Origin of the sequence: Streptomyces sp. NPDC088725 (assembly GCF_044751305.1) — a bacterium.
Lineage (GTDB): Bacteria > Actinomycetota > Actinomycetes > Streptomycetales > Streptomycetaceae > Streptomyces.
This window is the reverse complement of sequence record NZ_JBIVLO010000003.1, coordinates 664,357-690,167: the sequence shown is the minus strand read 5'-3', so window position 1 is coordinate 690,167 and position 25,811 is coordinate 664,357. Positions and strand designations below refer to the sequence as shown.

Sequence of the window (25,811 nt, the reverse complement as noted above, 5' to 3'; positions counted from 1 at the left end):
GACATAGCCTGCATTCGACGGGGCGGTCCTGGGACATACGGCCGCCTGCAGCCTCGCTCATCCCGCAGGAGCACCGTGGCAACTGGCCGAACTCACCGACCGGCGACCCGTAGCCGAGGAATCCCCGAGGCCACTGTCGCCAGGCTTCCGCTGTATCTGCGGGCGCTCACCGGACTCTCCGAGCGCTCCGTGCCCACGGTGTCCTCCGAAGAACTCGCGGCCGCCGCCGGAGTCAACTCCGCGAAGCTGCGCAAGGACTTCTCGTACCTCGGCTCCTACGGGACCCGCGGGGTGGGGTACGACGTCGAGTATCTCGTCTACCAGATCTCCCGCGAGCTGGGGCTCACCCAGGACTGGCCGGTTGTCATCGTCGGTATCGGTAATCTCGGCGCGGCGCTGGCCAATTACGGCGGGTTCGCCTCGCGCGGCTTCCGGGTCGCGGCGCTGATAGACGCGGATCCGGCCATGGCCGGCAAGCCGGTCGCCGGGATCCCCGTCCAGCACACGGACGAGCTGGAGAAGATCATCAGCGACAACGGTGTCTCGATCGGAGTCATCGCGACCCCCGCGGGCGCCGCCCAGCAGGTCTGCGAGCGGCTGGTCGCCGCCGGTGTCACCTCGATCCTCAACTTCGCGCCGACGGTGCTCTCCGTGCCGGAAGGCGTGGACGTGCGCAAGGTCGATCTCTCCATCGAGCTGCAGATCCTCGCCTTCCACGAGCAGCGCAAGGCCGGCGAGGACGCCGCCGCCGAGGCGGTGGGCCCGCCGGTCGTACGGACGGGCGCGCCCCCGACCCGTAAGGGTCCCGACGGAGAGGTCCCGGCGGTGATGCCGGCATGAGTCTTCTGGTCGTAGGCCTGAGCCACCGCAGCGCGCCGGTGAGCGTGCTGGAGCGCGCGTCGCTCTCCTCTGACGCGCAGGTCAAGCTGTTGCAGGACGCGCTGGCCGCGGAGCCCGCCTCCGAGGCCACGGTCCTCGCCACCTGCAACCGCATCGAGCTGTACGCGGACGTCGACAAGTTCCACGCCGGGGTCGCCGAGCTGTCCATGCTGCTCGCTCAGCACAGCGAGGTCGGCCTCGACGAGCTGACCCCGTACCTCTACGTGCACTACGAGGACCGCGCGGTCCACCATCTCCTCTCGGTGGCCTGCGGTCTCGACTCGATGGTCGTCGGCGAAGGCCAGATCATCGCGCAGATCAAGGACGCGCTGGCGCTCGGCCAGGAGCTGCACACCGCGGGCCGGCTGCTCAACGACCTCTTCCAGCAGGCGCTTCGCGTCGGCAAGCGGGCCCACAGCGAGACCGGAATCGACCGCGCGGGACAGTCGCTCGTCACCTTCGGTCTCGAACAGCTCGCCGCGGGCGGAGCCGTCGAGGCCTGGGCGAAGAAGAAGCACGCGCTGGTGATCGGCGCGGGCTCGATGTCCTCGCTGGCCGCCGCGACGCTCGCCAGGGCCGGCGTCGAGGAGATCGTCGTCGCCAACAGGACGCCGGCGCGCGCCGAGCGACTGGTGCGGATCCTCACCGAGCCCGGCGGCACGGGCGTGCGCGCGCGGGCCGTGGACATGACGGCCGTCGACGCCGAGCTGGCGCGGGCGGACGTGGTCGTGTCCTGTACGGGCGCGACCGGCCTCGTGCTGACCGCCGTCGCCGTCGAGGCCGCGCTGTCCGCCCGTACCGAGGCCGGCCGCGAGGGCCCGCTCGCCCTGCTCGACCTGGCCATGCCCCGCGACATCGACCCGGCCGTGCACCGCCTCGGCGGGCTCAGGGTCGTGGACATCGAGTCGCTGGCCGAAGCCGCGGCCGACGCGCCGATGGCCGCCGACGTCGAGCAGGTGCGCACCATCGTCTCCGACGAGGTCGCCGCCTTCGGCGCCGCTCAACGTGCCGCCCACATCACACCGACCGTCGTCGCGCTGCGCGCGATGGCCGCCGACGTGGTGAACAGCGAGGTCGCGCGCCTCGAAGGCAGGCTCCCCGACCTCGACGACAAGCAGCGTTCCGAGATCACCAGGACCGTGCGCCGCGTCGTCGACAAACTCCTGCACGCGCCCACCGTGCGGGTCAAGCAGCTGGCCAGCGAGCCCGGCGGCGCCGGATACGCGGACGCGCTGCGAGAACTCTTCGACCTCGACCCGCAGACGGTCGCCGCCGTCAGCCGGGCCGACCTGAATGACACCGATGGTGTAGGCAGAGGGCGAGTATGACCGAGAAGGCACTGAGGCCCGACACGGCCTTGAGGCTCGGAACGAGACGCAGCAAACTCGCCATGGCCCAGTCCGGGCACGTGGCGCAGGCAGTGCGCGAGCTGACCGGGCGGCCGGTGGAGCTGGTCGAGATCACGACGTACGGCGACACCTCGCGCGAACACCTCGCGCGGATCGGCGGCACGGGCGTCTTCGTCACGGCGCTGCGCGACGCGCTGCTGCGCGGTGAGATCGACTTCGCCGTGCACTCGCTCAAGGACCTGCCGACGGCCCAGCCCGAGGGGCTGACGCTGGCCGCCATACCCCGGCGCGAGGACCCCCGGGACGTCCTGATCGCACGGGACGGGCTGACCTTCGGCCAGCTGCCCCCGGGCGCCCGGGTCGGTACGGGCTCGCCGCGCAGGATGGCCCAGCTGAACGCGCACGCACGCGATCACGGCCTCGCCGTAGAAACTGTGCCGATCAGGGGAAACATCGACACCCGGATCGGATACGTCCACAGCGGGGAGCTCGACGCCGTCGTGCTCGCCGCGGCAGGACTTCACCGCATCGGCAGGACCGGCGAGGTGACCGACTTCCTGTCGGTCGACACCGTGCTGCCCGCCCCCGGCCAGGGGGCCCTCGCAATCGAATGCGCCGCGGTCAATGTGGACCTCGCCGCTTCGCTCGCCGAGCTCGACGACCCGGACACCCGGGCCGCCGTGACCGCCGAGCGTTCCCTGCTCGCCGCCCTGGAGGCCGGTTGCAGCGCACCTGTGGGTGCGCTGGCCGACCTGCTGGCCGACGGACAGGTTGTCAACGAGATGCGCCTGCGCGGCGTCGTCGGCACGACCGACGGCTCGACGCTGGTGCAGCTGTCCATCACCGGTTCCGTACCCACGTCGCACCGCGACGCCGTCGCGCTCGGTCGCGAACTGGCGTCCGAGATGCTCGCCAAGGGTGCGGCCGGTCTTATGGGGGAGCGAGAACTTTGAGCCCCACCACCTCTGACCTTCCGGCCTATTCCGCATCGGGGCACGTCACCTTCCTCGGTGCCGGACCCGGAGATCCGGGTCTGCTGACACTCCGCGCCGTAGAGGCGCTCGCGGGAGCGGACGTACTGATCGCCGAGCCGGATGTGCTCGAGGTCGTCCGCAGCCACGCGAGGGCGAGTGTGAGCACGCCCGCGCTGACGGTCGTTGACGATGCGTCAACAGCCGCCGGGATCCCCGCGATCAGGGATGCGGCCAATCTTGTCATGGAGGCCGCGAAGGGCGGCAAGCGGGTGGTCCGTGCGGTCAGCGGCGACCCCGGTCTCGACGGCGGCGCGGGCGTGGAGATGCTCGCCTGTGCCACCGCGGGCATTCCCTTCGAGGTCGTGCCCGGTATCGCGGCCGCGGTCGGGATTCCGGCGTACGCCGGGGTGCCGCTGCGCGACGCACAGGGCACCGACGTACGGATCGTCGACGCCAGGACCGCCAGCGAGCGCTGCTGGACCGAGGTCGGCGCGAGTGACTCCACGGTCGTGGTCTCCGCCACCCTGGCCTCGGTCGCGGCCACCGCGGGCGAGCTGGTCGCGGCGGGCCGCAAGCCCGACACCCCGATGACCGTCACCATCGCGGGCACCACGACGCGCCAGCGCACCTGGACCGCCACGCTCGGCACCATCGCGCAGACGCTCAAGCAGGCCAAGGTGCTGCCGTCGCCCGACGGGCACCAGCCCGTCATAGCCGTGGTCGGTGAGCGCAGCTCCGCCGCCCAGCGCGACCAGCTCGCGTGGTTCGAGTCCAAGCCGCTGTTCGGCTGGAAGGTCCTCGTGCCGCGCACCAAGGAGCAGGCCGCCTCGCTCTCCGACCAGCTCAGGTCGTACGGCGCGGTCCCGCACGAGGTGCCGACCATCGCGGTCGAGCCGCCGCGTACGCCCCAGCAGATGGAGCGCGCGGTCAAGGGCCTGGTCACGGGCCGCTACGAGTGGATCGCCTTCACGTCGGTCAACGCGGTGAAGGCGGTGCGCGAGAAGTTCGAGGAGTACGGACTCGACGCCCGCGCCTTCGCCGGGATCAAGGTCGCCGCGGTGGGCGACCAGACCGCCGCCTCGCTGGTCGAGTTCGGCGTCAAGCCCGACCTCGTACCGAGCGGCGAACAGTCGGCCGCGGGTCTCCTGGAGGACTGGCCGCCGTACGACCCGGTCTTCGACCCGATCGACCGGGTGTTCCTGCCGCGCGCCGACATCGCGACCGAGACGCTGGTCGCGGGTCTGATCGAGCTGGGCTGGGAGGTCGACGACGTCACCGCGTACCGCACGGTGCGCGCCTCGCCGCCGCCCGCCGAGACCCGGGAGGCCATCAAGGGCGGCGGTTTCGACGCGGTGCTCTTCACGTCGTCCTCGACCGTGCGGAACCTGGTCGGGATCGCGGGCAAGCCGCACAACGTGACGGTGATCGCCTGTATCGGCCCCGCGACCGCCAAGACCGCGGAGGAACACGGTCTGCGGGTGGACGTCCTCTCGCCGGAGCCGTCGGTGCACAAGCTGGCGGAGGCCCTTGCCACGTTCGGCGCGCAGCGCCGGGAAGCGGCGAGGGAAGCCGGCGAGACGGTCACCCGGCCCAGCGAGCGCCGTCCGGGCAGCCGCAGACGGCGCACCACGTAGCGAGCGCCACCACCGAGCGGCACCAGCACATCCGGTACGGACGGGTCCCGGCCGCCGCCCGGCCGGGACACACCCCGGCCGGGACGCGCGCCGTGGCCCCGGCCGGGGCCACGCGCTGACCCCGAACACGCAAGAGGCGACTGACGATGACTGTGTACGGATCCTTCCCCGGCTCACGGCCCCGGCGGCTGCGGGTGAACCCGGCGATGCGGCGGATGGTCGCGGAGACCCGGCTGCACCCGGCCGATCTGATCCTGCCCGCCTTCGTACGCGAAGGAGTCAGCGAGCCCGTCGCGCTCTCCGCGATGCCGGGGGTCGTGCAGCACACGCTGGACACCCTGCGCGGCGCGGCGGCGGAGGCGGTCGCCGCCGGTGTCTCCGGGATCATGCTCTTCGGCGTTCCCGAGGACGCCAAGAAGGACACGGCGGGCACGGCGGGCACGGACCCCGACGGCATCCTCCAGGTCGCGATCCGCGCGGTGCGCGAGGAGGTCGGCGACGATCTCGTCATCATGTCCGACCTGTGCCTGGACGAGTACACCGACCACGGTCACTGCGGTGTGCTGGACGCGGAAGGCCGGGTCGACAACGACGCGACGCTGGAGCGGTACGCGGAGATGGCGCAGGTCCAGGCCGACGCGGGCGTCCATGTCGTGGGCCCCAGCGGCATGATGGACGGTCAGATCGGCGTGATCCGTGACGCGCTGGACACGATCGGACGCGAGGACGTGTCGATCCTCGCGTACACGGCGAAGTACTCCTCGGCGTTCTACGGGCCGTTCCGGGAGGCCGTCGGCTCCTCGCTGGTGGGCGACCGCAAGACGTACCAGCAGGACCCGGCCAACGCGCGCGAGTCGCTGCGCGAGCTGGCGCTCGACCTCGAAGAGGGCGCCGACATGGTCATGGTCAAGCCGGCCCTGCCGTACCTGGACATCCTGGCGCGCATCGCGGACGAGGTGGACGTGCCGGTCGCGGCGTACCAGATCTCCGGCGAGTTCGCGATGGTCGAGGCGGCGGCGGAGAAGGGCTGGATCGACCGTGACGCGGCGATCCTGGAGACCCTGACGGGGATCAAGCGCGCGGGCGCGCGCACGATCCTGACGTACTGGGCGACGGAGGTCGCGCAGAAGCTCGGCCGCTGAGGGGTCTTCTCTCAAGGCGCCGAAGAGGCTGAAGGCTCCGGCCGGCCCGCCCTCGCTTCGTGGGCGGGCCGGCCGGAGCGGTATCGCGTGCCGCCGAGGAGCGCGAGGTGGCCGCCGGCGGGGGAGAACGCCTCCCGTTCGAGCCCGGGATGAACCGGACAGGAGACTACGGCCGCCGTCGGCGGGCAGCAGGGCGACATCGTCATCCCGGCCACGGACTGCCCGTACAAGGTGTCCGCGACCGATCCGCAGGTACTGAACGTCATGGCGCGCGCGGCGGGCCATGACGTCAGTTTCTACCTGGAGTCGGAGTGGAGCAGCGGCGCCCGGCACGGGACGCTGCGGCTCGACCGACAACGGGATGCCGTTCCGGGGCAGCGGCACGAGCGGCGCCCGCTTCATCCACCGGCCGGGCAGCAGCGAGTGGGAGGAGGGGCCGCCGCGGTGAGCGTGCGCGCCCTCCCGGACGTACTACAGGCTCCCGGTCACAGGCTCTCGGGCGCCCGGATGCCCAGCAGCGAGAGGCCCTGCTTGAGCGTGCGCGCGGTGATCTCGCAGAAGAACAGGCGGTTCTCGACCACGGCTTGGGAGTTGTTCTCGTCCAGCACCTTGCACTGGTCGTAGAACGACGAGAAGTGCGAGGCCAGTTGGTAGAGGTAGCCGGCCAGCCGGTGCGGCTCGTACGCCGAGGCCACCTCGGCCAGCGTCTCGCCGAACTGGTCCGCGTACAGGCCCAGCGCCCTTTCCGCCGGGGCGAGTTCGAGCTCCGGGTGGGCGAGCGCGCGGGTGTCACCGGCCCTGCGGAGGATCGACTGGATACGGGCGTACGCGTACTGGAGGTACACGCTCGTCTCGCCGGTGAGCGAGACCATCTGGTCCAGGTCGAACTTGTAGTCGCGGCTCGCGGACGTCGACAGGTCGGCGTACTTCACCGCGCCGATGCCGACCTGCACACCGCGCTCGCTGATCTCCGCCTCGGACAGCTGGTCCCTGGTGTCCTTCTCGCGCACGACCGCCGTGGCCCGCTCGACGGCCTCGTCCAGCAGGTCCTCCAGCCGGACGGTCTCGCCCGCGCGGGTCTTGAACGGCTTGCCGTCCTTGCCGAGCACCGTGCCGAACGCCAGCTGAACTGCCTGGACTTCGTCGTTCAGCCAGCCGGCCCTGCGCGCGGTCTCGAAGACCATCTTGAAGTGCAGCGACTGGCGCGCGTCCACCACGTACAGCAGGGTCGAGGCGCTCAAGTTCCCCACCCGGTCGCGGATCGCGGAGAGGTCCGTGGCCGCGTAGCCGTAACCGCCGTTGGACTTCTGGACGATGAGCGGTACGGGGTTGCCGTCGGGGCCCTTCACATCGTCGAAGAACACACAGAGCGCGCCCTCGGACCGGACCGCGACACCCGTCTCCTCCAGGATGCGGCAGGTGTCGTCGAGCATGTCGTTGTAGCCGGACTCGCCGACGACGTCGGGGTCGTGGATCTCCATGTCCAGCTTGTTGAAGACCGAGTAGAAGTAGATCTTCGACTCGTCCACGAACCGCTGCCAGAGAGCGAGCGTCTCCTGCTCGCCGGCCTGGAGATCGACGACCCGGTCGCGTGAGCGCGCCTTGAACTCCTCGTCGGAGTCGAAGAGCGCGCGCGAGGCCTTGTAGAGCCGGCTCAGATTCGACATCGCGGTCTGGCCGTCGACCGTGCCGTCGCCGTGGTCCAGCTCGTGCGGGTGCTCGATCAGGTACTGGATGAGCATGCCGAACTGGGTGCCCCAGTCGCCGATGTGGTGGCGCCTGATCACCTTCTCGCCGGTGAACTCCAGGATCTCGACCATCGCGGCGCCGATCACGGCGGACCGCAGGTGCCCGACGTGCATCTCCTTCGCCACATTCGGCTGCGCGTAGTCGATGACCGTCGTGCCCGGCCGCTCCGCGAACGGCACACCGAGCCGGTCGTCCGCCGCGCGGGCCGCGAGCGTTTCGACGATCGCCCGGTCCGCGACGGTGATGTTGAGGAAGCCGGGTCCTGAGACCTCGATGTCCTTGATCACATCGGCGGCGCCGCCCGCCGTGAGCGCCGCGACGACCTGCGTGGCCAGCTCGCGGGGGTTGCCCTTGAGCTTCTTGGCGAGCGCCAGGATCCCGTTGGCCTGGAAATCCGCCCGGTCGCTGCGTCGCAGCAGCGGGTCCGCGGAACCGGCCTCCGGCAGGGCAGCCGAGAGGGCGTCCGCGATGCGCTGATCGACGGTCGAGGCGAGGGAAGTGACCGGGGCCATGGGCTGGGTGCCGTTCCTGTCGGGTGCGGGGGTCGTCCAGCGGAGTCATCTGGATGTCTACGAGTATCCCATGGGGCATCAAGCCGTTTTCGCTCTGTCAGTGGGACCTGGGAGAATGGCGGTCGCCAGTCATCGCCGGTGACATTGCCGTGGCGTACGAGAAAGAAGGACGTGCCGATCGTGGCTCAGAGCACAGAGGCCGACTGGGTCTCCCGTTTCGCGGACGATGTCATCGCCGAGTCGGAGCGGCGTGCGCCTGGCAAACCTGTCGTCGTCGCGTCCGGTCTCTCCCCGTCGGGCCCCATCCACCTGGGCAATCTCCGCGAGGTCATGACCCCGCACCTGGTCGCGGACGAGATCCGCAGGCGGGGGTACGAGGTCAGGCACCTGATCTCGTGGGACGACTACGACCGCTACCGCAAGGTACCCGCCGGTGTTCCCGGTACGGACGCGTCCTGGGCCGAGCACATCGGCAAGCCGCTCACGTCGGTGCCCGCGCCCGCCGGGTCGGCGTATCCGAACTGGGCCGAGCATTTCAAGGCCGCGATGACCGCGTCGCTGGCCGAGCTGGGCGTGGAGTACGACGGGATCAGCCAGACCGAGCAGTACACGTCGGGCGTGTACCGCGAGCAGGTGCTGCACGCGATGAAGCACCGCGCCGGCATCGACGCGATCCTCGACCGCTACCGGACGAAGGACAAGGACAAGGCGGGCGCCAAGCAGGGACAGGGCCAGAAGCAGGGCCAGAAGAAGCCCGACGAGGCCGAGCTGGAAGCGGCCGAGGGCTCCGGCGCGGCCGACGAGGACGACGGCGGCAGCGGCTCCGCCGGCTACTTCCCGTACAAGCCCTACTGCGGCGGCTGCGGCAAGGACCTGACCACCGTCACGTCGTACGACGACGAGACGACGGAGCTGACGTACACCTGCACCGCGTGCGGCTTCGGCGAGACGGTGCTGCTGAGCGAGTTCAACCGCGGCAAGCTGGTCTGGAAGGTCGACTGGCCGATGCGCTGGGCGTACGAGGGCGTGATCTTCGAGCCGTCCGGTGTCGACCACTCGTCGCCCGGCTCCTCGTTCGTCGTCGGCGGCCAGATCGTGCGCGAGATCTTCGACGGCGTGCAGCCGATCGGCCCGATGTACGCGTTCGTCGGGATCTCCGGCATGGCGAAGATGTCGTCCAGCAAGGGCGGGGTGCCGACCCCGGCGGACGCGCTGAAGATCATGGAGGCGCCGCTGCTGCGCTGGCTGTACGCGCGCCGCAGGCCCAACCAGTCGTTCAAGATCGCCTTCGACCAGGAGATCCAGCGGCTCTACGACGAGTGGGACGCGCTGGAGCGCAAGGTCGCCGACGGCTCGGTCCTGCCGGCCGACGCGGCCGCGTACGGGCGCGCCACGGGCACGGCGGCGGGCGCGCTGCCGAGCACGCCGCGGCCGCTGCCGTACCGCACGCTGGCCTCCGTGGTCGACATCACGGCGGGTGCGCCCGAGCAGACGCTGCGGATCCTCAGCGACCTCGACCCGGACCATCCGCTGACCTCGCTCGACGAGGCGCGTCCCCGGCTCGACCGCGCGGAGAGCTGGATCACGAGCCAGGTGCCGGCCGAGGCGCGCACGGTCGTGCGCGCCGAGCCCGACACGGCCACCCTGGCGGGCCTCTCCGACCAGGACCGGGAGTCGCTGCGGCTGCTGGTCGAGGGGCTGGACTCGCACTGGTCGCTGGACGGTCTGACGACGCTCGTCTACGGCGTACCGAAGATCCAGGCCGGGTTCGCGCCGGACGCCAAGCCGACGCCGGAGCTGAAGGTGGCCCAGCGCACGTTCTTCGCGTTGCTCTACGAGCTGCTGGTCGGCCGTGACACGGGTCCGCGGCTGCCCACGCTGCTGCTCGCGGTGGGGGCGGACCGGGTGCGGAAGCTGCTCGGGGCCTGATCGTCCGGCCTGTTGACGCACCTGTGGGCCCCTGGATTTCCGGGGGCCCACAGGTGTCTCGGCAGGTGTGTTGGCCGGTGTTTCGGCTGGTCCGGCTTCAGGCTCGGGGCTCGGACAGGGCCTACGCGATGTGCTCGCTGTCGGCGTCCATCTCCGTCTGGTAGCGGTTGCGGAACTCCCGCAGGTAGCCGCGGAGCGAACCCTCCGTCAGCGGGCCGCCCGAGCGCCCGGTGATGCCGTACAGGTCCATCAAGTACAGGCCGAACTGGCGGGCGTTGGGGAAGTCCTGGTGCTCACTGACGTACTTCCGGAAGGCGTTGTGGTACGCCTCCACGCGGGAGAGGTCGTCGGGCAGGCCCGGGGCGGTCACCTCGTCGGACTCCTGGCCGGGCGGCACGGGGATGTCCTCGAAGCCGGCTTCCGGCGGGATCTGGCCCTCGAAGACCGGAGCCTCGTTCTGCTGCTCCGGCGCCTGGTACGGGCCCTCCCTGCGCGGACCCTGCACGCCGATGGGCGCTCCGCCGAGCGGGCGGGTGCGGCCTCCGGCGCCGTAGGGCACCGTCACGGGACCCGGCTCCAGGCCCTCGTCGTACGCGGGGTTGTACGAGCCTTCGTACGGGGCCTCGGGCGCGACGTGCGGCGTCGCGAACCAGGGGCTTCCCGAGTTCGCCGGGGCCGCCTGGGCGGGGTCCTGGGGGTTGTTCCGGGGCGGGCCTTGCTGCTGGCCCTGCTGTCCTTGAGGACCTTGCTGACTCTGCTGCGGGCCGGGCGGGCCCTGCGGCCCTTGCTGCTGGCCCTGTTGCTGCTGGTGGCCCTGGTGCTGGGGCTGCTGCTGCGCGTTCTGCCCCTGGCCGTTCCCCTGGTCCTGCTGCTGTCCCTGCTGGTCCTGCTGGTCCTGCTGGTCCTGCGGCTGGCGCGTCGCGTCGGCTGCGGGTATCCCGCCCTGTCCTGGCGGGAGTTCGGCCGTGACCACCGGCGCGGGCGGCAGCAGCATCGGCTCGACGCCCGCGGCCGCGAGACCGGCGGGAGCGGTGTCCGCGAGCGGTACGCCGTACTTCGCGAGCCGCAGCGGCATCATCGACTCGACGGGCGCCTTGCGCCGCCAGTTGCGGCCGAACCTGGCCTGGAGACGCGACTGGTAGATCAGCCGGTCCTGTTCGAGCTTGATGACCTGCTCGTAGGAACGCAGCTCCCACAGCTTCATCCGGCGCCACAGCATGAAGGTCGGTACGGGCGAGAGCAGCCAGCGGGTGACCCGCACGCCCTCCATGTGCTTGTCGGCGGTGATGTCCGCGATCCGGCCGACCGCGTGGCGCGCGGCCTCGACGGCGACGATGAAGAGGAGCGGGATGACCGCGTGCATGCCGACGCCGAGCGGATCGGGCCAGGCAGCCGCGCCGTTGAAGGCGATGGTGGCGGCCGTCAGGATCCAGGCGGACTGGCGGAGCAGCGGAAAGGGGATGCGCATCCAGGTGAGCAGCAGGTCCAGAGCGAGCAGCACACAGATGCCCGCGTCGATGCCGATCGGGAAGACGTACGCGAAGTTCCCGAAGCCCTTCTTCAGGGCGAGTTCGCGTACGGCGGAGTAGGACCCCGCGAAACCGATCGCGGCGATGACCACCGCTCCGGTGATCACGACCCCGATGAGTATCCGGTGCGTGCGTGTGAGCTGCATCGCGGCCACCCGCGGTCCCCTCCCGTAGTGGGTCTCAGGTACTCGACTGCTCGACATCTGGCGGGCACAGCCTGGCACATGTGTGCGGGCGGCGTGTCGTGGGGAGGCTGGACCGGGGTATGTGCTGCGGTATGTGCCGGTGGCCGGGCGCGCGGGAGACGCGGGCAAACCGCGCGTAAAGCGCGCCCGTGGTCCAGCTCGTCCTGGCCGCGGCCGGTTATGCGGCCTTGGTGGCGCTCTCCTTGGGAGCGGGCGACTTCGTGGAGCTGTTGTCCGGTGCCGCGCCGGCTCCCGAGTCCGCGTCGGAATCCGAGCCGGAAGGCGAAGCGGAGCCGGAACCGGAGTCCGAGCCGGAGGCGGATCCGGAGCCGGAGCCCGGGCCGGCCTTCGTGACCGCTGCGACGGCTTCCTTGGCCGCCGACACCGCGTCCGCCGTCAGGTCGGAGACGCTGGGGGATTTGGCGCCCGCGTATCCCGCGCCGTTGTAGTTCAGCGTGATGACGACGTTCTCCGTACGGGCCACGACCGTGGCGTAGGAGAAGTCCGCGCCCGTCTTCTTGAGCGTGTACGAGACGACGGTCGCCTGGTCGCCGATGCCGCTCGACGGGGTCGTCTTGACCGACGCGGCACCCTCCGTGCCCTTGGCGTCCGTGACCTCGTCCGCGTAGTGCTTCCCGGCTCGCGCGGCGCCGCTGCCGAGCGCCTGGTCGGAGTCGTAGCGCATGAGGGAGATGTCCAGCCAGCGGTACTGCGAGCCCTTGACGCCCTGGTCCTGCAGGCCGTTCCAGGAGCAGCTGCCACGGGTGGAGATGTCGGCGGAGTTGCCGGGCGTGCCGTTCTTGGACTTGGCCTTCGGCACGAGCTTGCCGGTCGTCTTGCCGTCGAGCGCCTTGCACGCTTCGGGCAGGTCGATGTACTTGGCGGGCTCGACGGTCGGCTGCGCCGGGGCGCTGGGCTCGGCGGTGGCCGTGTCCTTCTTGTCGTCGGAGCCGGACGAGCAGCCGGCCACGACGAGCATGACCGGAACGGCTGCGCAGGCGAGGAGGCGGGGGAGTCGCGAGGCTGATCGGTGCATGGTTCCTTCAGTAGCTTGTCGTACGGTCCGATCGGCCACGGTAACCGCCTCGCTCGGCTCGCGGACCCGCGATCCGTACTCCCGCCCCCGCGCGCGCACCATCGCCGGCGGGGGCGGGACACGTCATTCGTTCAGCCGCTCGGCGAGCTTCTGGGCCAGACCCTGTGCCTTTTCCTGCAGTTCTTTGCTGTCGGGGATCACGGAGGAGACGGAGGGCTGCTCGGTGTACCGGACGGTCACGATCACATTCGATGTGCGGAAGACCACGCTCACGGTGCGGTTCTGGGTGGCGGAACCGGGGCCGGAGAGGACATCGTTCAGGAACGCGGCGTTGCCGAGGCCGTTGAGCAGACGTGGGTCGAGGCCGGGATCGGACGAGTCGCCGGACGGCGTGCCCGGCGAGGCGCTCGTGCTGGGGGACGCGCCGGTCGACGGTGGGGCCGCCGGGGCGCCGGACCGCCGCGCCGGGGGGCCGGATCCGGCGGCCGCGTTGGAGTGCGCCGACTTGGCCGCGTCCTTGGCGGGGTCGTCGGCGGGGTCCTCCGGGGAACCCTTCGAGGGGTCCTTCGCCGGGTCGGACGCGGCAGAGCCCGAGGGGGCGGACACGGGTCCGCTCGGCGGCGCCGTCACCGTCCCCGAGGGGGCGGGGGAGGGCAGGTCCGCGGCCTTCTCCTTCTGCGCGTAGACCTCCTGCGCCTGGCTGTCGTCGCTCACCGCCGCGTCGTACGACACGACGCGCTCGACGTCGATCGCCAGCTGGTGCGACGCGTCGGAGCCGTCTGCGCGCCAACTGCAGCCGACCCGCCGGTCGGTGTCGTACGTGACGGCCGGGGTGCCCCGGTACACCGTCTCCTGCTGGTCCCTCGGCAGCGTCTCCACGCCCGGCAGCAGCTCCTTCAGGGCGGAGCGCGGTACGGAGCCGCAGGGCTCGGGCAGTGTGCGGTACCTGCCCGGCAATGGGGCCGACGCGGTGGGGCTGCCGGGCTTGGCGTCGGCGGTGGAACCGTCCTCGCCGCCGCCGGCCGTGCAGCCGGGGACGAGCGCTACGAGAAGCACCGCCAGGCCGGGTACGTACGCCTTTCGCGCCATTCGCTGCACAGTCCCGGGCTCCCTTCGTCACAGGTGGTCTTGGGTGATCGCGGGTGATCACGGGTGGTCACAGACGGTTGCAGGGGATTCCACGCGGGGGTTCACGCGCGAAAACCGCTTGCCGCCGTATGACGGTCGCTGGACACAATGTCTATCGCACACGCAGCCGTTGACGCTGGTCCGCTGTCTCTTATGACGGCACCGGTTCCGGCTTTTGCGTTTTCATACTTCATGGGGGAATAGAGGGGTTATGTCGTACGTCGAGATACCGGGCGCGCAGGTCCCGATCCGTATGTGGGCCGATCCCGCGACGGTCGAGGGCGCGGCGATGCAGCAGTTGCGCAACGTGGCCACCCTGCCGTGGATCAGGGGCCTCGCCGTGATGCCGGACGTGCATTACGGCAAGGGTGCGACGGTCGGTTCGGTGATCGCGATGCAGGGCGCGGTCTGCCCGGCGGCGGTGGGCGTGGACATCGGCTGCGGAATGTCGGCCGTGAAAACCTCGCTCACGGCGAACGATCTCCCGGGCGATCTCTCCCGGCTGCGCTCCAAGATCGAGCAGATGATTCCGGTGGGCCGCGGGATGCACGACGAACCCGTCGATCCGCGCCGGCTGCACGGCTTCGGCACGGCGGGCTGGGACGATTTCTGGGCGCGGTTCGACGGCATCGCCGATGCGGTCAAATTCCGTCAGGACCGTGCGACGAAGCAGCTGGGAACGCTCGGCGGAGGAAATCATTTCATTGAATTCTGCCTCGACCAGTCGGATTCCGTCTGGCTGATGCTGCACTCCGGCTCCAGGAACATCGGCAAGGAACTGGCCGAGCATCACATCGGCGAGGCCCAGAAGCTCCCGCACAATCAGGGTCTCGTGGACCGTGACCTGGCAGTCTTCATCGCGGACACTCCGCAGATGGGCGCGTACAGAAACGATCTCTTCTGGGCGCAGGAGTATGCCTCGCACAACCGCGCGATCATGATGAAACTCTTCCAGGATGTGGTCAGCAAGGAGTTCAAGAAGGCCAGGGTGACGTTCGACCCGGTCATCTCGTGCCACCACAACTACGTCTCGGAAGAGCGTTACGACGGAATGGATCTGCTCGTCACGCGAAAAGGCGCGATCCGCGCGGGTGGCGGCGATTTCGGGATCATCCCGGGGTCGATGGGCACGGGTTCGTACATCGTGAAGGGCCTCGGAAACGAGGCGTCATTCAACTCCGCGTCGCACGGAGCGGGCCGCAAGATGAGCCGTGGCGCGGCGAAGCGCCAGTTCACGACGCGGGACCTGGAGGAACAGACGCGGGGCGTGGAGTGCCGGAAGGACTCCGGCGTGGTGGACGAGATCCCGGGCGCCTACAAGCCGATCGAGAAGGTCATCGATCAGCAGCGGGATCTGGTCGAGGTGGTGGCGAAGCTGAAGCAGATCGTGTGCGTGAAGGGCTGAAGCGTTTTCGCGCGGCGACGCGGGCCCCGCTGCCGATCGGGCAGTGGGGCCTTCTGCGCGTGAGTGGGTCAGGCGGCCGGGAACTCGTGTGTCCTGGCGGCGGAGACGAATGAGGTCCAGGCGTTCGCGGAGAAGATGGTGGCGGGGCCTTCTGGGGTTTTGCTGTCGCGTACGGCGGCGATTCCAGGGAGGCTGTCCGCTATCTGGACGCAGTCTCCGTTGTTGCCGCCGCTGTAGCTGCTCTTGCGGCATGATGCGGCGCGCGGGTTGCGTTCAGTCGGCATGTGCGAACTCCTTCGCCGCTGCCTCGATCCAGAGTGAGCGACGCCTCGCGCGGCAGCGCGGCGGGCCCTGAGGAGGCCGTAAGACCACTGGCACTTCGCGACCGTGGCCGGATCATCCAAGAGCTGCCCGGCGTGAGGGGCTTCGGCCTCGATGCACCGGTGGAGCGTGGAGGCCGAAGGAGCCTACGACCTGTCGCGGGGCGACTCGGGGATCCGCTGAAGAAGGCGGGAGGTTCAAAGCTCCCTGTGGACCTTGGAGTTGGAGGCCTGGGCGCGGGGCCTGACCACCAGCAGGTCGATGTTGACGTGGCTGGGGCGGGTGACGGCCCAGGTGATGGTGTCGGCGACGTCGTCGGCGGTGAGGGGTTCGGCGACGCCCTCGTACACCTTCGCCGCCTTCTCGGTGTCGCCGCGGAAGCGGGTGGTCGCGAAGCCCTCGGTCTTGACCATGCCGGGCGCGATCTCGATCACCCGGACCGGGGTGCCGACGATCTCCAGCCGCAGGGTCTCGGCGAGGACATGGGCACCGTGCTTGGCGGCCACGTATCCCGCGCCGCCCTCGTACGTGGCGTGCCCGGCCGTGGAGGAGAGAACGAGGACCGTGCCGTCGCCGCTCGCGGTGAGCGCGGGGAGCAGGGCCTGCGTGAGGTTGAGCGTGCCGATGACGTTGGTCTCGTACATCTGGCGCCAGTCCTCGGGGGAGCCGGTGGCCACGGGGTCGGCGCCCAGGGCGCCTCCGGCGTTGTTGATCAGGACATCGACCGACGGGAAGCTGTCGAGGTGCGCGGCGAAGGCGTCGACGGCCTGGCGGTCGGTGACGTCGAGCGCGTACGCGGTGGCCCGGTGTCCCGCGTCGGTGATCTCCGCGGCGAGCGCCTTGACGCGGTCCTCGCGGCGGGCGGTGACGACGACGTGGAAGCCCGCGGCGGCGAGCCGGCGCGCGGTGGCCGCGCCGATGCCGCTGCTCGCTCCGGTGACGACGGCGATGGGGGTGTCGGCGGCGGTCATGGCGTACTCCTCGCGCGGGTGATCGAACGTCCGCCCAGGATAGGCGTGGCTCGTGGGGTTACGAGTGGGAGGAGGGACCTGAGGGGCCCGGATTCAGTGGCCGCGCGGGCCGTACACGATCACGGCCATACCGGCCAGGCAGACGAGGGCGCCCGTGATGTCCCAGCGGTCCGGGCGGAAGCCGTCGGCGACCATGCCCCACACGATCGACCCGGCGACGAACACCCCGCCGTACGCGGCGAGAACGCGGCCGAACTGCCCGTCGGGCTGGAGCGTCGCGACGAATCCGTACACGCCGAGCGCGATGACCCCGGCGCCGATCCAGATCCAGTTGCGGCTGCTGTTCGCCGCGTCGCCGCGCACGCCCTGCCAGACGAGCCAGGCGCCGCCGATCTCGAAGAAGGCGGCGAGGATGAAGAGGGCTGCGGAGCGGAGAACGAGCATGAGTACAGCCTGCCATGCAGGTGAGAGGGGGTTTGGTGGGGTTGGTGACGGGGGTGAGGTGGCCGCGTGGGACGGCCGCGAGGGAGCGGGGGCGCGCCCCGCCGGCACGCGCTACGCGCTACGCGTTGTCGACGGTAAACCCACGCGACACTGTCAGCAGGCGATGCGAGACTCGGCCCCATGAAGCCCGACGATCCTAAGGACGACCTGCACCGCTACCTCAAAGCGGCCCGCGAAGCCATCATCTGGAAGCTGGCCGGATTGTCCGAGTACGATATCCGCCGCCCTCTGACGCCGACCGGCACCAACCTCCTCGGCCTCGTCAAGCACCTCGCCGGCGTCGAGCTCGGGTACTTCGGCCCGACCTTCGGCCGCCCGCACAACGAGTCCCTCCCCTGGCACGAGGAGGGAGCCGAGCCCAACTCGGACATGTGGGCACCCGCCGACGAGTCGCGCGAGGACATCCTCGGCCTTTACCACCGCGCCTGGGCACACGCGGACGCGACGATCGAGGCACTGCCGCTCGATGCGATGGGCCACGTCGCGTGGTGGGGCGACAACGGCCACGTGACGCTTCAGCGGATCATGCTGCATATGACGGCCGAGACGAACCGGCACGCCGGCCACGCCGACATCGTCCGCGAGCTGATCGACGGCAAGGTCGGCATGCGGGATACCAACAGCAACATGGACGGCGGTGACGAGGCCTGGTACCAGGAGTACTGGAACAGGCTGGAGGCGTCCGCCAAGGAGGCCCAGGCCGAGCCGAGTTGAGCTGAGCTGAGTTGAGTTCGTTCGGAGAGGTGGGGGCTTGCCCTGGTAGCCCGCGTTGTTGCGTACCTCCCCGCCCCCATCGCATGAGGGTGCCGTCCGTTCCGCACGTTGATGACGCGAGCAGCGCGTCATGACGGCGTGGTCCCCGTCTGCTGCCGATCGGAGCGGCGTGCGATGGCGGCGGCGCAGGCGGCCCGGTATCCGGCGGGCGCCTTCTGCCACGTGACGGCGACTTGGAGGTGGATGCCGGGCACGCGGGCCGGGACCGCGGCCGGGACTTCCTTGGCTGAGCCTTCTCGTTCGGCCCCGCGTACGGGAAAAGCGGCGGCCCCCACTCGTCAGGCAGTGGGGGCCGTCGCCGGTCTCGGGTGGCGGGGTCTCACCAGGTGACGAGGAGTTCGGTGAGGCCGCCGTTGAGCTGGCCGGACGTCACCTGGAGCTCCTCCACCGGGCGTGCCAGCTTCAGGCCGGGCAGCTTGGTGAACAGCTGCGTGTAAGCGGTCTTCAGCATCATCCGGGCCAGCGGCGCCCCGACGCAGTGCCAGATACCGTGCCCGAACGTCAGGTGCTCGTTGGGCGAGCGGCGGATGTCGAAGACCTCCGGCTCGTCGAAGACCGCCTCGTCGAAGTTGACCAGCGTGAAGTCGAGCAGCACCAGGTCGCCGGTGTGCATGGTGACGTCGCCGATGGTGATGTCGTCGGTGGCGTAGCGAGGCAGCGCGGCACCCGAGCCGCCGGCCTTCGCGGCCCGGAGGATCTCCTCGACGCCGCTCCTCATCAGCTTCTCGTCGGCAAGCGCGTCCTGCAGCTGGTCCGGGTACAGCGTGAACATCACGACGCCCAGGTCGACATGGCTGGCGACGCTGTCCAGTCCGGCGAAGAGCAGGGCCGCGGCGATGGGGCCGACGCGCTCGTCCTCCGGAAGCACCTGGCACAGCTGGGAGATCACGTCCTCCTGCGGCTCGGCCCGCCTGCGGCCGGCCAGTTCGGCCAGCATCCCGTACAGCTCCGCCTGGCTCTTGGCGACGCCCTCCGCGTCGTTCAGCGTGCCCATCGCGCCCAGCGCCGCCAGCAGTCGGCCCTGCTCCTCCACCGGGATGCCGATCAGGGCGCACAGCACGGTCAGCGCGTACGGCAGCGAGAAATTGGCGCGCAGGTCGGCGGGGCGCTCCTGGGCCGCGAGGCCGTCCAGCATCTGCCCGGCGATCTCCTCCACCACGGGCATCATGTTCAGCACCCGGCGGGCGGAGAACTGCGGAGTGAGCACGGACCGCAGCTCGGCGTGCGCGGCGCGGGACGCCTCGATGTCGTCCGAGATGAGCAGGTCCATCAGCGGGCTCTTGACGAAGCGGGGCGCGTTGGCCGGGTCGGCGTGCGCGCGGGCCAGGCGTTCGTCGTGCAGCAGCTGCTTCAGTTCCGCGTGCCGGGTCACCAGCCAGCCCTCGTCACCGGCCGGGGTCGTGATCTTGGTGATCGGAGCGCGCATCTGGAGCTCGCGGAGCAGCGGGCTGAGACGGAGCACCGAGGACTCGCCGCCCTCAAGAGAGGTGGGGAGAGTGGGGTTGACCATAAAGCTGCAGCTCCTTGGGGGTAGTGGTGTGCGCGGCCCCGGCTGAGGGGCCGCTGCCGCCTCCGGGGCGACGCCGTGGTGCGAGGCGGCGCCCCGGAGGGGAGGGAGGAGGGCCCCGGCCGGGCGGGCACGCACCGGCCGGGCCCTGCTCAGGAGTCGCCGGCCGGCAGTTCGGCGAGCCAGTTCTCGATGGCGTCGGCGGTCAGCTCCGAGTGCTCCTTGGCCAGGGACAGGTGGTCTGCCTCGATGTCGCGTACCACGTCGGCCGGCACCGCGGCGGTGTCGAGTTTGAAGCCGTTGTGGGTCTTCGTGGCGCGCAGGAGCAGGACGGGGGCGGTCGTGGGGGGTGCCTCGATGTCCGTCATCGCCATGAACCAGTGCGCCATCGCGGACAGCCGGGCGCTGTTGAGCGTCACGGACGGCGAGTCGATGTCGGCCAGGTAGAACTGGGTCGTCTCCTCGAGGTTGTTTCCTTCCGAGGGGTCGTACCGGATGGACCCCGTGTCGAGCAGGACGACGCCCTCCGGCTTCACGCCCCAGGTGTCCTCCAGGACACCTGTCGCGAGGTAGGCGAGGGATCCACCGGTGGAGTGGCCGACTATCACGAACGGTTCGCCGTCGCTCGCCAGCAGGACGCTCTCGGCGACGATCCGGGCCGCCGCCTCACTGGTGGCCGGCAGCAGCTCGCCGGGGGCGAACCCCATCAGCGGCAGCGCCGACACGTGACGCTTGCCCCGGAAGTGGGCGGCGATGCGGGCGTACTGGTGGACGCCGCCGGTTGCGCCGGGCGCGCTGACGAAGATCAGCCGCGGGGAGCCGGGACCGGTGGCCAGGGTGACGGGCTCGGACAGCTCCTCCAGGTCCGCGGGTGTTTCGAAGGTGGGCCGGGTGTTGGCGACCGCCTTCAGCATCCGCATCGCCTCGACGAGCTTGCCGCCGCGCACCGCGTTGTCGAACAGGCCGACCAGCGTGTCGTCGGGGTGCACCGTGGTGCCGGCGACGGCGGTGCCGGACGCCTTGCCGGGACCGGAAAGCTCCCCCAGTTCCTCGTTGAGGTGGCGGGCCAGCTTCACCGGCGTCTTGCTGTCGAAGACCACCGACGTCGGCAGGCGCAGCCCGAGGAGTTCGCCGAGCTGGTTGCGCAGGCTGACCGAGACCAGCGAGTCGAAGCCCAGTTCCAGGAAGCCCCGCTCGGGGTCGACGGCGGCCGGGTCGGCGTGGCCGAGCAGGCCCGCGGTGAAGCCGACGACCAGCTCGGTGAGCAGCCGCTCCCGGCCGCTGGTGTCGAGCGTGCGCAGCCCGTCGATCACGGTCTTCGGCGAGCGGTCCGCGGCGGCGGCGCGCCGGGTGCGCGGCACCAGGTCGCGCCAGAGGGCGGGCAGCGTCTGCTGGACCTGGAGTCCGGCGACGTTGATCCGCGTGGGTACGAGCACCGGCTCGGAGCGGTCGAGGGCGGCGTCGAACAGGGCGAGGCCGTCCTCGACGCTCATCGGCGGGGTGCCGCCGCGCTCCATCCGCCCCAGGTCGGTGTCGCTGACCTGGCTGGTCATGCCGCTGCCCCGGCCCCAGGGGCCCCAGGCGAGGGACACACCGGGCAGACCGGACGTCCTGCGCCGGTGCGCGAGCGCGTCGAGGAAGGCGTTGGCGGCGGCGTAGTTGCCCTGGCCGGGGCCGCCGATGACGCCGGAGAGCGAGGAGTACATCACGAAGGCGGCGAGTTCCTGGCCGAGGGTCGCCTCGTGCAGGTACAGGGCCGCGTCGGCCTTGGGACGCAGCACACCGGCCAGTTGTTCCGGGGTGAGCGAGCCGATCAGGGCGTCGTCCAGGACACCCGCGGTGTGCACGACGGCGGTCAGCGGGTGCTCCGCCGGCACCGAGGCGACGAGCGCGTCGACCGCGCTGCGGTCGCCGACGTCGCAGGCCGAGACGGTCACCTGGGCTCCCAGGCCGGTCAGCTCGGCGACCAGTTCGGCCGCGCCGGGCGCCTGCGACCCGCGACGGCCGGCCAGCAGCAGGTGCCGGGCACCCCGGGCGGTGACCAGGTGACGGGCGAGCGCGGCTCCGAGACCACCGGTGCCGCCGGTGATCAGGACGGTGCCGTCGGGGTTCCAGGCGGCGGGGGTGTCGTGAGCGGTGCGCGGCAGACGGGCGAGCCGGGCGGCGCGCACCTTGTGGTCGCGGACCACGAGCTGCTGCTCGTCGAGCGTCAGGATGTCGGGCAGCACTCCGGCGGACAGGAACGTGTCGTCGAGGTCGACGAGCAGCAGGCTGCCGGGGTTCTCGGTCTGCGCGGAGCGGACCAGGCCCCAGACGGCCGCGCCGGCCGGGTCGAGAATGTCCTCGTCGCCGAGGGCGACGGCGCGGCGGGTGACGAAGACGAGACGCGAGCCCGCGAGCTGCGGCTCGGACAGCCACTCCTGGAGATAGCCGAGAACCCGGGCGGTGAGGGCGTGCACGCCGTCCGCTCCGGCGTCCTCCTCCCCCGCGAGCGGGATCAGGAACACGTCGGGCGCGACACCGCTGTCGCCGATGGCACCGCCCAGGGTCTCCGCATAGGCGGTGACGGCCTCGTCCGCGCGGTGCATGGCGTAGCCGAGGTCGAGTTCGTCGGCGCCGACGACCGCCCAGCGGGTGCCGGTGGCGCGGGAGGACGCCGTGACGGGCGTCCACTTCAGCGCGAACAGGTCGCCCTTGCCGATGGCGGCCGGGGCTCCGGCGGCGCCGTCCGGAGTGCCCAGACGCACGGTCTCGGCGGTCAGGACGGGGTTGCCCGCGAGGTCGGCGGCGGTGAGGGTGAGCGTGTCGGGCCCGGTGGTGCTCAGCCGTACGTGCAGCGCGGTGGCGCCGGTGGCGTGCAGCGTGAGCCCGTCGAAGCCGGTCGGCTCGGGCACCGGGGCGCCGTCGAGGGCGGTGGCGCGCAGGGCAGTGCTCAGCAGCGCGGGGTGCAGTCCGAAGCCGCTGTCCGCTCCCGCGGGCAGCTCGATTTCGGCGAACACCTCGCCCTCGCGCCGCCACACCTCGGTCAGGCCGCTGAACAGCGGACCGAGGGTGCGCCCGTCGGCGGCGGCCTGCTTCGCCAGCTCCTCGACCGGGACGGGCTGTGCGCCGGCGGGCGGCCACTCCACGAGTCCCCCGGTGGTGTCCTCGGCGCCCTCGTCGGGGGAGAGGAGACCACGGGCGTACGTGGTCCAGGGGGCGGCGTCGCCCGCGGACGCGGGACGAGCGTGCACGGAGAGCGTACGGTTCCTGGAGTCGTCCGCGGGGCCGACGCGTACCTGGAGCTGGACCGCGTCGCGGTCGCCGATGGTCAGCGGGGCGAGCAGGTCGAGCCGTTCCAGGCGCGGAGTGCCGCTCTCGTCGCCCGCCCGGATCGCGATCTCCACGAGGGCGGTGCCGGGGACGGTGATCCTGCCGCCGACGCGGTGCTCGGCGAGCCAGGGGTGGCTCAGCGCCGAGAGGCGGCCGGTGAGGACGGACTCGTCGGCGTCGGCGAGGGCGACGGTGGCGCCCACCAGCGGATGCGCTGCGGCGCCGAGGCCCAGTCCCGCGGGGTCGACGGAGCCGGCGCGGACGTTGGGCCAGTACCGGTTGCGCTGGAAGGCGTACGTAGGCAGGTCCACGGAGTCCGGACGTCCGGGGAGGGTGCCCTCGAATACGGCGTCCCAGTCGGTCCGGGTGCCCCGGGTCCACAGGGTGCCGAGCGCGGCGAGCGCGGCGGCCTCCTCCGGCTGGTTCTTGCGCAGTGCGGGCACGGCGCAGACGTCGGCGTCCTGCGTGCTCTCGCCGACGAGCGCGGACAGCACGCCGTCCGGGCCGAGTTCGAGGAAGGTCCGCGCGCCTTCGCCGACGAGTGTGCTCACGGCGTCGGCGAAACGGACGGCCTGCCGGGCGTGGCACACCCAGTAGTGCGGCGTGGCCAGTTCCTCGGCGGTGACGACGGTGCCCGTGAAGGTGGAGACGACGGGGACCGACGGCTCACCGAAGGTGAGTTTCGCGACGACGTCCCGGAACGCGTCGAGCATCGGGTCGACGAGCGGCGAGTGGAAGGCGTGGCTCACGGAGAGCCGGTTGGTGCGCCGTCCCTCCTGGCGGAAGCGCTCGGCGATGGCGAGGACGGCGTCCTCGTCGCCGGAGATCACCACCGACTCGGGGCCGTTGACCGCGGCGAGCGAGACCCGCTCGTCCAGCAGCGGCCGCACCTCGGCCTCGGTGGCGCGCAGCGCGACCATGGCTCCGCCGGCCGGCAGGTCCCGCATGAGGCCGGCGCGGGCGGCGACCAGCGTGCAGGCGTCCTCCAGGGACAGTGCGCCGGCCACGTGCACGGCGGCGATCTCACCGATGGAGTGTCCGGCGAGGTGGCCGGGGCGCAGACCCCAGGAGGCGAACAGGCGGTAGAGGGCGACCTCGACGGCGAACAGAGCGGGCTGGGTGTGGCCGGTGTCGTCGAGGGCCGCCTGGTCGTCGCCCCACATGACGTCGCGCAGCGAGTGGCCGAGGCGCTCGTCGAGCAGGGCGAGGGTCTCGTCCAGGGCGGCGGCGAACACGGGGAAGCGGGCGTGGAGTTCACGGCCCATGCCGAGGCGCTGGGCGCCCTGGCCGGAGAAGAGGACGGCGAGGCCGGGGCGGTCGCCGGAGGGGACAGTGCCTCGGGCCGCCTCGGTGAGCCCGCCGTCCGCGGCGACGAGCAGGGCCCGGTGCTCGAAGGGGGTGCGGGTGACGGCCAGCGCGTGGCCGACGGCGACGGGAGCGGCGCCGGCCTCGGCGAGCGGCCGCACCCGCTCCAGCTGGGCGTCGAGGGCGGTGGCGGTACGGGCCGACACGGGCCAGGGCACGGCGCGCGGGACGACCGGCGCGGGCTGCGGCTCGGCGTCGGTGTCCTCCTCGGCCGCGGGGGCCTCTTCGAGGATGACGTGGGCGTTGGTGCCGCTGATGCCGAAGGACGACACACCGGCCCGGCGCACCTGCTGGCCCTCGGGCCAGGGGGTGGCCTCGGTGAGCAGGCTGACGTGGCCGGATTCCCAGTCGACGTGCGTGGAGGGCGCGTCGACGTGCAAGGTGCGGGGCATCAGCCCGTGGCGCAGGGCCAGGACCATCTTGATGACGCCCGCGGCACCGGCGGCGGCCTGGGTGTGGCCGATGTTGGACTTCACCGTGCCGAGGCGCAGCGGGCGGCCCGCGTCGCGGTCCTGCCCGTAGGTGGCGAGCAGGGCCTGTGCCTCGATGGGGTCGCCGAGGGTGGTGCCGGTGCCGTGCGCCTCGACGGCGTCGACGTCGGCGGGCGAGAGCCCGGCGGAGGCCAGCGCGTCGCGGATGACGCGCTGCTGGGCGGGCCCGTTGGGGGCGCTGAGACCGTTGGAGGCGCCGTCCTGGTTCACGGCGGAGCCACGCAGCACGGCAAGCACCGGGTGGCCCTTGCGCCGGGCCTCGGAGAGCCGCTCCACGAGGATCATGCCGGCGCCCTCGGACCAGCCGGTGCCGTCGGCGGAGTCGGCGAACGCCTTGCAGCGGCCGTCCGCGGCGAGGCCGCCCTGGAGGCTGAAGCCCGCGAAGCTGGACGAGGTGGTCATGACGGTGACACCGCCGGCCAGCGCGAGGTCGGTTTCGCCGGAGCGCACGGACTGTGCGGCCAGGTGCAGGGCGACCAGGGCCGAGGAACACGCGGTGTCGAGGGTGACGGCGGGTCCTTCGAAGCCGAGTGCGAAGGACAGCCGGCCGGACATCACGCTGGCGGCCAGGCCGTTGCCCGCGTAGCCGCCCATGTCGTCGTCGGAGGCGAGGACGAGATGGGCGTAGTCCTGCGAGTTGGTGCCGACGAAGACACCGGTGCGGCTGCCGCGCAGGCTGCCGGGGGCAATCCCGGCGCGTTCCACGGCCTCCCACGCGGTTTCCAGCAGGAGCCGCTGCTGCGGGTCCATGGCCAGCGCCTCGCGCGGCGAGATGTCGAAGAAGCCCGGGTCGAAGTCGGCGACGTCGTGCAGGAATCCTCCCTGCTGCGTGCTGCTGCGGCCCTCTCCGTCACCGGCGAGCGTCTCCAGGTCCCAGCCGCGGTCGGCCGGGAACCCGGAGATGGCGTCGCGGCCGTCGCTGAGCATCTCCCAGAGGTCCTCAGGGGATCGCACACCGCCCGGGAAGCGGCACGCCATGCCCACGATCGCCACGGGCTCGTGGTGGCCCGCTTCGGCTTCCTGGAGGCGTCTGCGGGTCTGGTGGAGATCCGCCGTGACCCACTTCAGGTAATCGACGAGCTTGCTTTCGTCCGGCATCGTCCGTGACCTTCCTC

The 25,811-nt window shown here is 71.3% G+C and carries 17 protein-coding genes; 8 read left to right on the top strand and 9 right to left on the bottom strand.

Going from position 1 to position 25,811, the window contains the following annotated elements; all coding sequences use genetic code 11:
* Positions 1-75 precede the first annotated feature (75 nt).
* The 5 genes from ACIP6N_RS10145 (at position 76) to hemB (ending at position 5,978) form a co-directional block, all read left to right on the top strand.
* On the top strand, positions 76-840 hold the full coding sequence (locus tag ACIP6N_RS10145) for a redox-sensing transcriptional repressor Rex (protein ID WP_401814362.1): 765 nt from the start codon (positions 76-78) through the stop codon (positions 838-840).
* Complete coding sequence (locus ACIP6N_RS10140; protein ID WP_401814361.1) at positions 837-2,207, top strand: glutamyl-tRNA reductase; 1,371 nt, start codon at positions 837-839, stop codon at positions 2,205-2,207. Before ACIP6N_RS10145 ends, ACIP6N_RS10140 begins: the two co-directional genes overlap by 4 nt.
* Positions 2,204-3,181: a hydroxymethylbilane synthase gene (hemC, locus tag ACIP6N_RS10135; RefSeq protein WP_401814359.1), complete on the top strand. Its 978-nt coding sequence runs from the start codon at positions 2,204-2,206 to the stop codon at positions 3,179-3,181. Before ACIP6N_RS10140 ends, hemC begins: the two co-directional genes overlap by 4 nt.
* Positions 3,178-4,836 carry a uroporphyrinogen-III synthase gene (locus ACIP6N_RS10130; protein ID WP_401814358.1) on the top strand — a complete coding sequence of 553 codons (1,659 nt, stop codon included), beginning with the start codon at positions 3,178-3,180 and terminating at the stop codon, positions 4,834-4,836. The genes hemC and ACIP6N_RS10130 overlap by 4 nt, the downstream gene beginning before the upstream one ends.
* Before the next feature lie 146 nt (positions 4,837-4,982).
* Complete coding sequence (hemB, locus tag ACIP6N_RS10125) at positions 4,983-5,978, top strand: porphobilinogen synthase (RefSeq protein WP_401814356.1); 996 nt, start codon at positions 4,983-4,985, stop codon at positions 5,976-5,978.
* 485 nt (positions 5,979-6,463) lie between these two features.
* On the opposite strand, the gene argS is transcribed toward hemB, so the two are convergent.
* On the bottom strand, positions 6,464-8,239 hold the full coding sequence (gene argS / locus ACIP6N_RS10120; protein WP_401814354.1) for an arginine--tRNA ligase: 1,776 nt from the start codon (positions 8,237-8,239) through the stop codon (positions 6,464-6,466).
* A gap of 171 nt (positions 8,240-8,410) precedes the next feature.
* Between argS and lysS the strand changes: the two genes are divergently transcribed.
* A complete protein-coding gene (lysS, locus tag ACIP6N_RS10115) occupies positions 8,411-10,168 on the top strand; it encodes a lysine--tRNA ligase (RefSeq protein ID WP_401814352.1) in 1,758 nt (585 codons plus the stop codon).
* Between the two features lie 121 nt (positions 10,169-10,289).
* Here the strand turns inward: lysS and ACIP6N_RS10110 are convergent, their stop codons facing one another.
* The 3 genes from ACIP6N_RS10110 to ACIP6N_RS10100 all read right to left on the bottom strand — a co-directional run bounded on the left by ACIP6N_RS10110 (position 10,290) and on the right by ACIP6N_RS10100 (position 14,007).
* Complete coding sequence (locus ACIP6N_RS10110; protein WP_401814351.1) at positions 10,290-11,852, bottom strand: DUF2637 domain-containing protein; 1,563 nt, start codon at positions 11,850-11,852, stop codon at positions 10,290-10,292.
* A 208-nt stretch (positions 11,853-12,060) separates the two neighbouring features.
* Positions 12,061-12,918, bottom strand: coding sequence for a DUF3558 domain-containing protein (locus tag ACIP6N_RS10105; protein ID WP_401814350.1), 858 nt, complete (start codon positions 12,916-12,918; stop codon positions 12,061-12,063).
* Between the two features lie 123 nt (positions 12,919-13,041).
* Complete coding sequence (locus ACIP6N_RS10100) at positions 13,042-14,007, bottom strand: DUF3558 domain-containing protein (protein ID WP_401814348.1); 966 nt, start codon at positions 14,005-14,007, stop codon at positions 13,042-13,044.
* Between the two features lie 250 nt (positions 14,008-14,257).
* Here ACIP6N_RS10100 and ACIP6N_RS10095 point away from each other — a divergent pair, with 250 nt between their 5' ends.
* On the top strand, positions 14,258-15,451 hold the full coding sequence (locus tag ACIP6N_RS10095; protein ID WP_401814347.1) for an RtcB family protein: 1,194 nt from the start codon (positions 14,258-14,260) through the stop codon (positions 15,449-15,451).
* Positions 15,452-15,519: 68 nt separating this feature from the next.
* Here ACIP6N_RS10095 and ACIP6N_RS10090 read toward each other — a convergent pair whose 3' ends face one another.
* The 3 genes from ACIP6N_RS10090 to ACIP6N_RS10080 form a co-directional block, all read right to left on the bottom strand.
* Positions 15,520-15,735: a DUF397 domain-containing protein gene (locus ACIP6N_RS10090; RefSeq protein ID WP_401814346.1), complete on the bottom strand. Its 216-nt coding sequence runs from the start codon at positions 15,733-15,735 to the stop codon at positions 15,520-15,522.
* 234 nt (positions 15,736-15,969) lie between these two features.
* Complete coding sequence (locus ACIP6N_RS10085; RefSeq protein ID WP_401814345.1) at positions 15,970-16,743, bottom strand: SDR family NAD(P)-dependent oxidoreductase; 774 nt, start codon at positions 16,741-16,743, stop codon at positions 15,970-15,972.
* Between the two features lie 93 nt (positions 16,744-16,836).
* Entirely contained in the window at positions 16,837-17,187 is a 351-nt protein-coding gene (locus tag ACIP6N_RS10080) for a YnfA family protein (protein ID WP_401814343.1), read from the bottom strand.
* Between the two features lie 180 nt (positions 17,188-17,367).
* Between ACIP6N_RS10080 and ACIP6N_RS10075 the strand changes: the two genes are divergently transcribed.
* Positions 17,368-17,961 (top strand): DinB family protein, encoded by a 594-nt coding sequence (locus ACIP6N_RS10075; protein ID WP_401814342.1) that lies wholly within the window; start codon positions 17,368-17,370, stop codon positions 17,959-17,961.
* Between the two features lie 379 nt (positions 17,962-18,340).
* On the opposite strand, the gene ACIP6N_RS10070 is transcribed toward ACIP6N_RS10075, so the two are convergent.
* Together ACIP6N_RS10070 and ACIP6N_RS10065 are read right to left on the bottom strand one after the other, a co-directional pair.
* Positions 18,341-19,531 (bottom strand): cytochrome P450, encoded by a 1,191-nt coding sequence (locus tag ACIP6N_RS10070; protein WP_401814341.1) that lies wholly within the window; start codon positions 19,529-19,531, stop codon positions 18,341-18,343.
* A gap of 149 nt (positions 19,532-19,680) precedes the next feature.
* The gene (locus ACIP6N_RS10065; protein ID WP_401814339.1) at positions 19,681-25,794 is read right to left on the bottom strand and encodes a type I polyketide synthase; all 6,114 of its coding nucleotides are present in this window, start codon (positions 25,792-25,794) and stop codon (positions 19,681-19,683) included.
* Between the last annotated feature and the right edge of the window lie 17 nt (positions 25,795-25,811).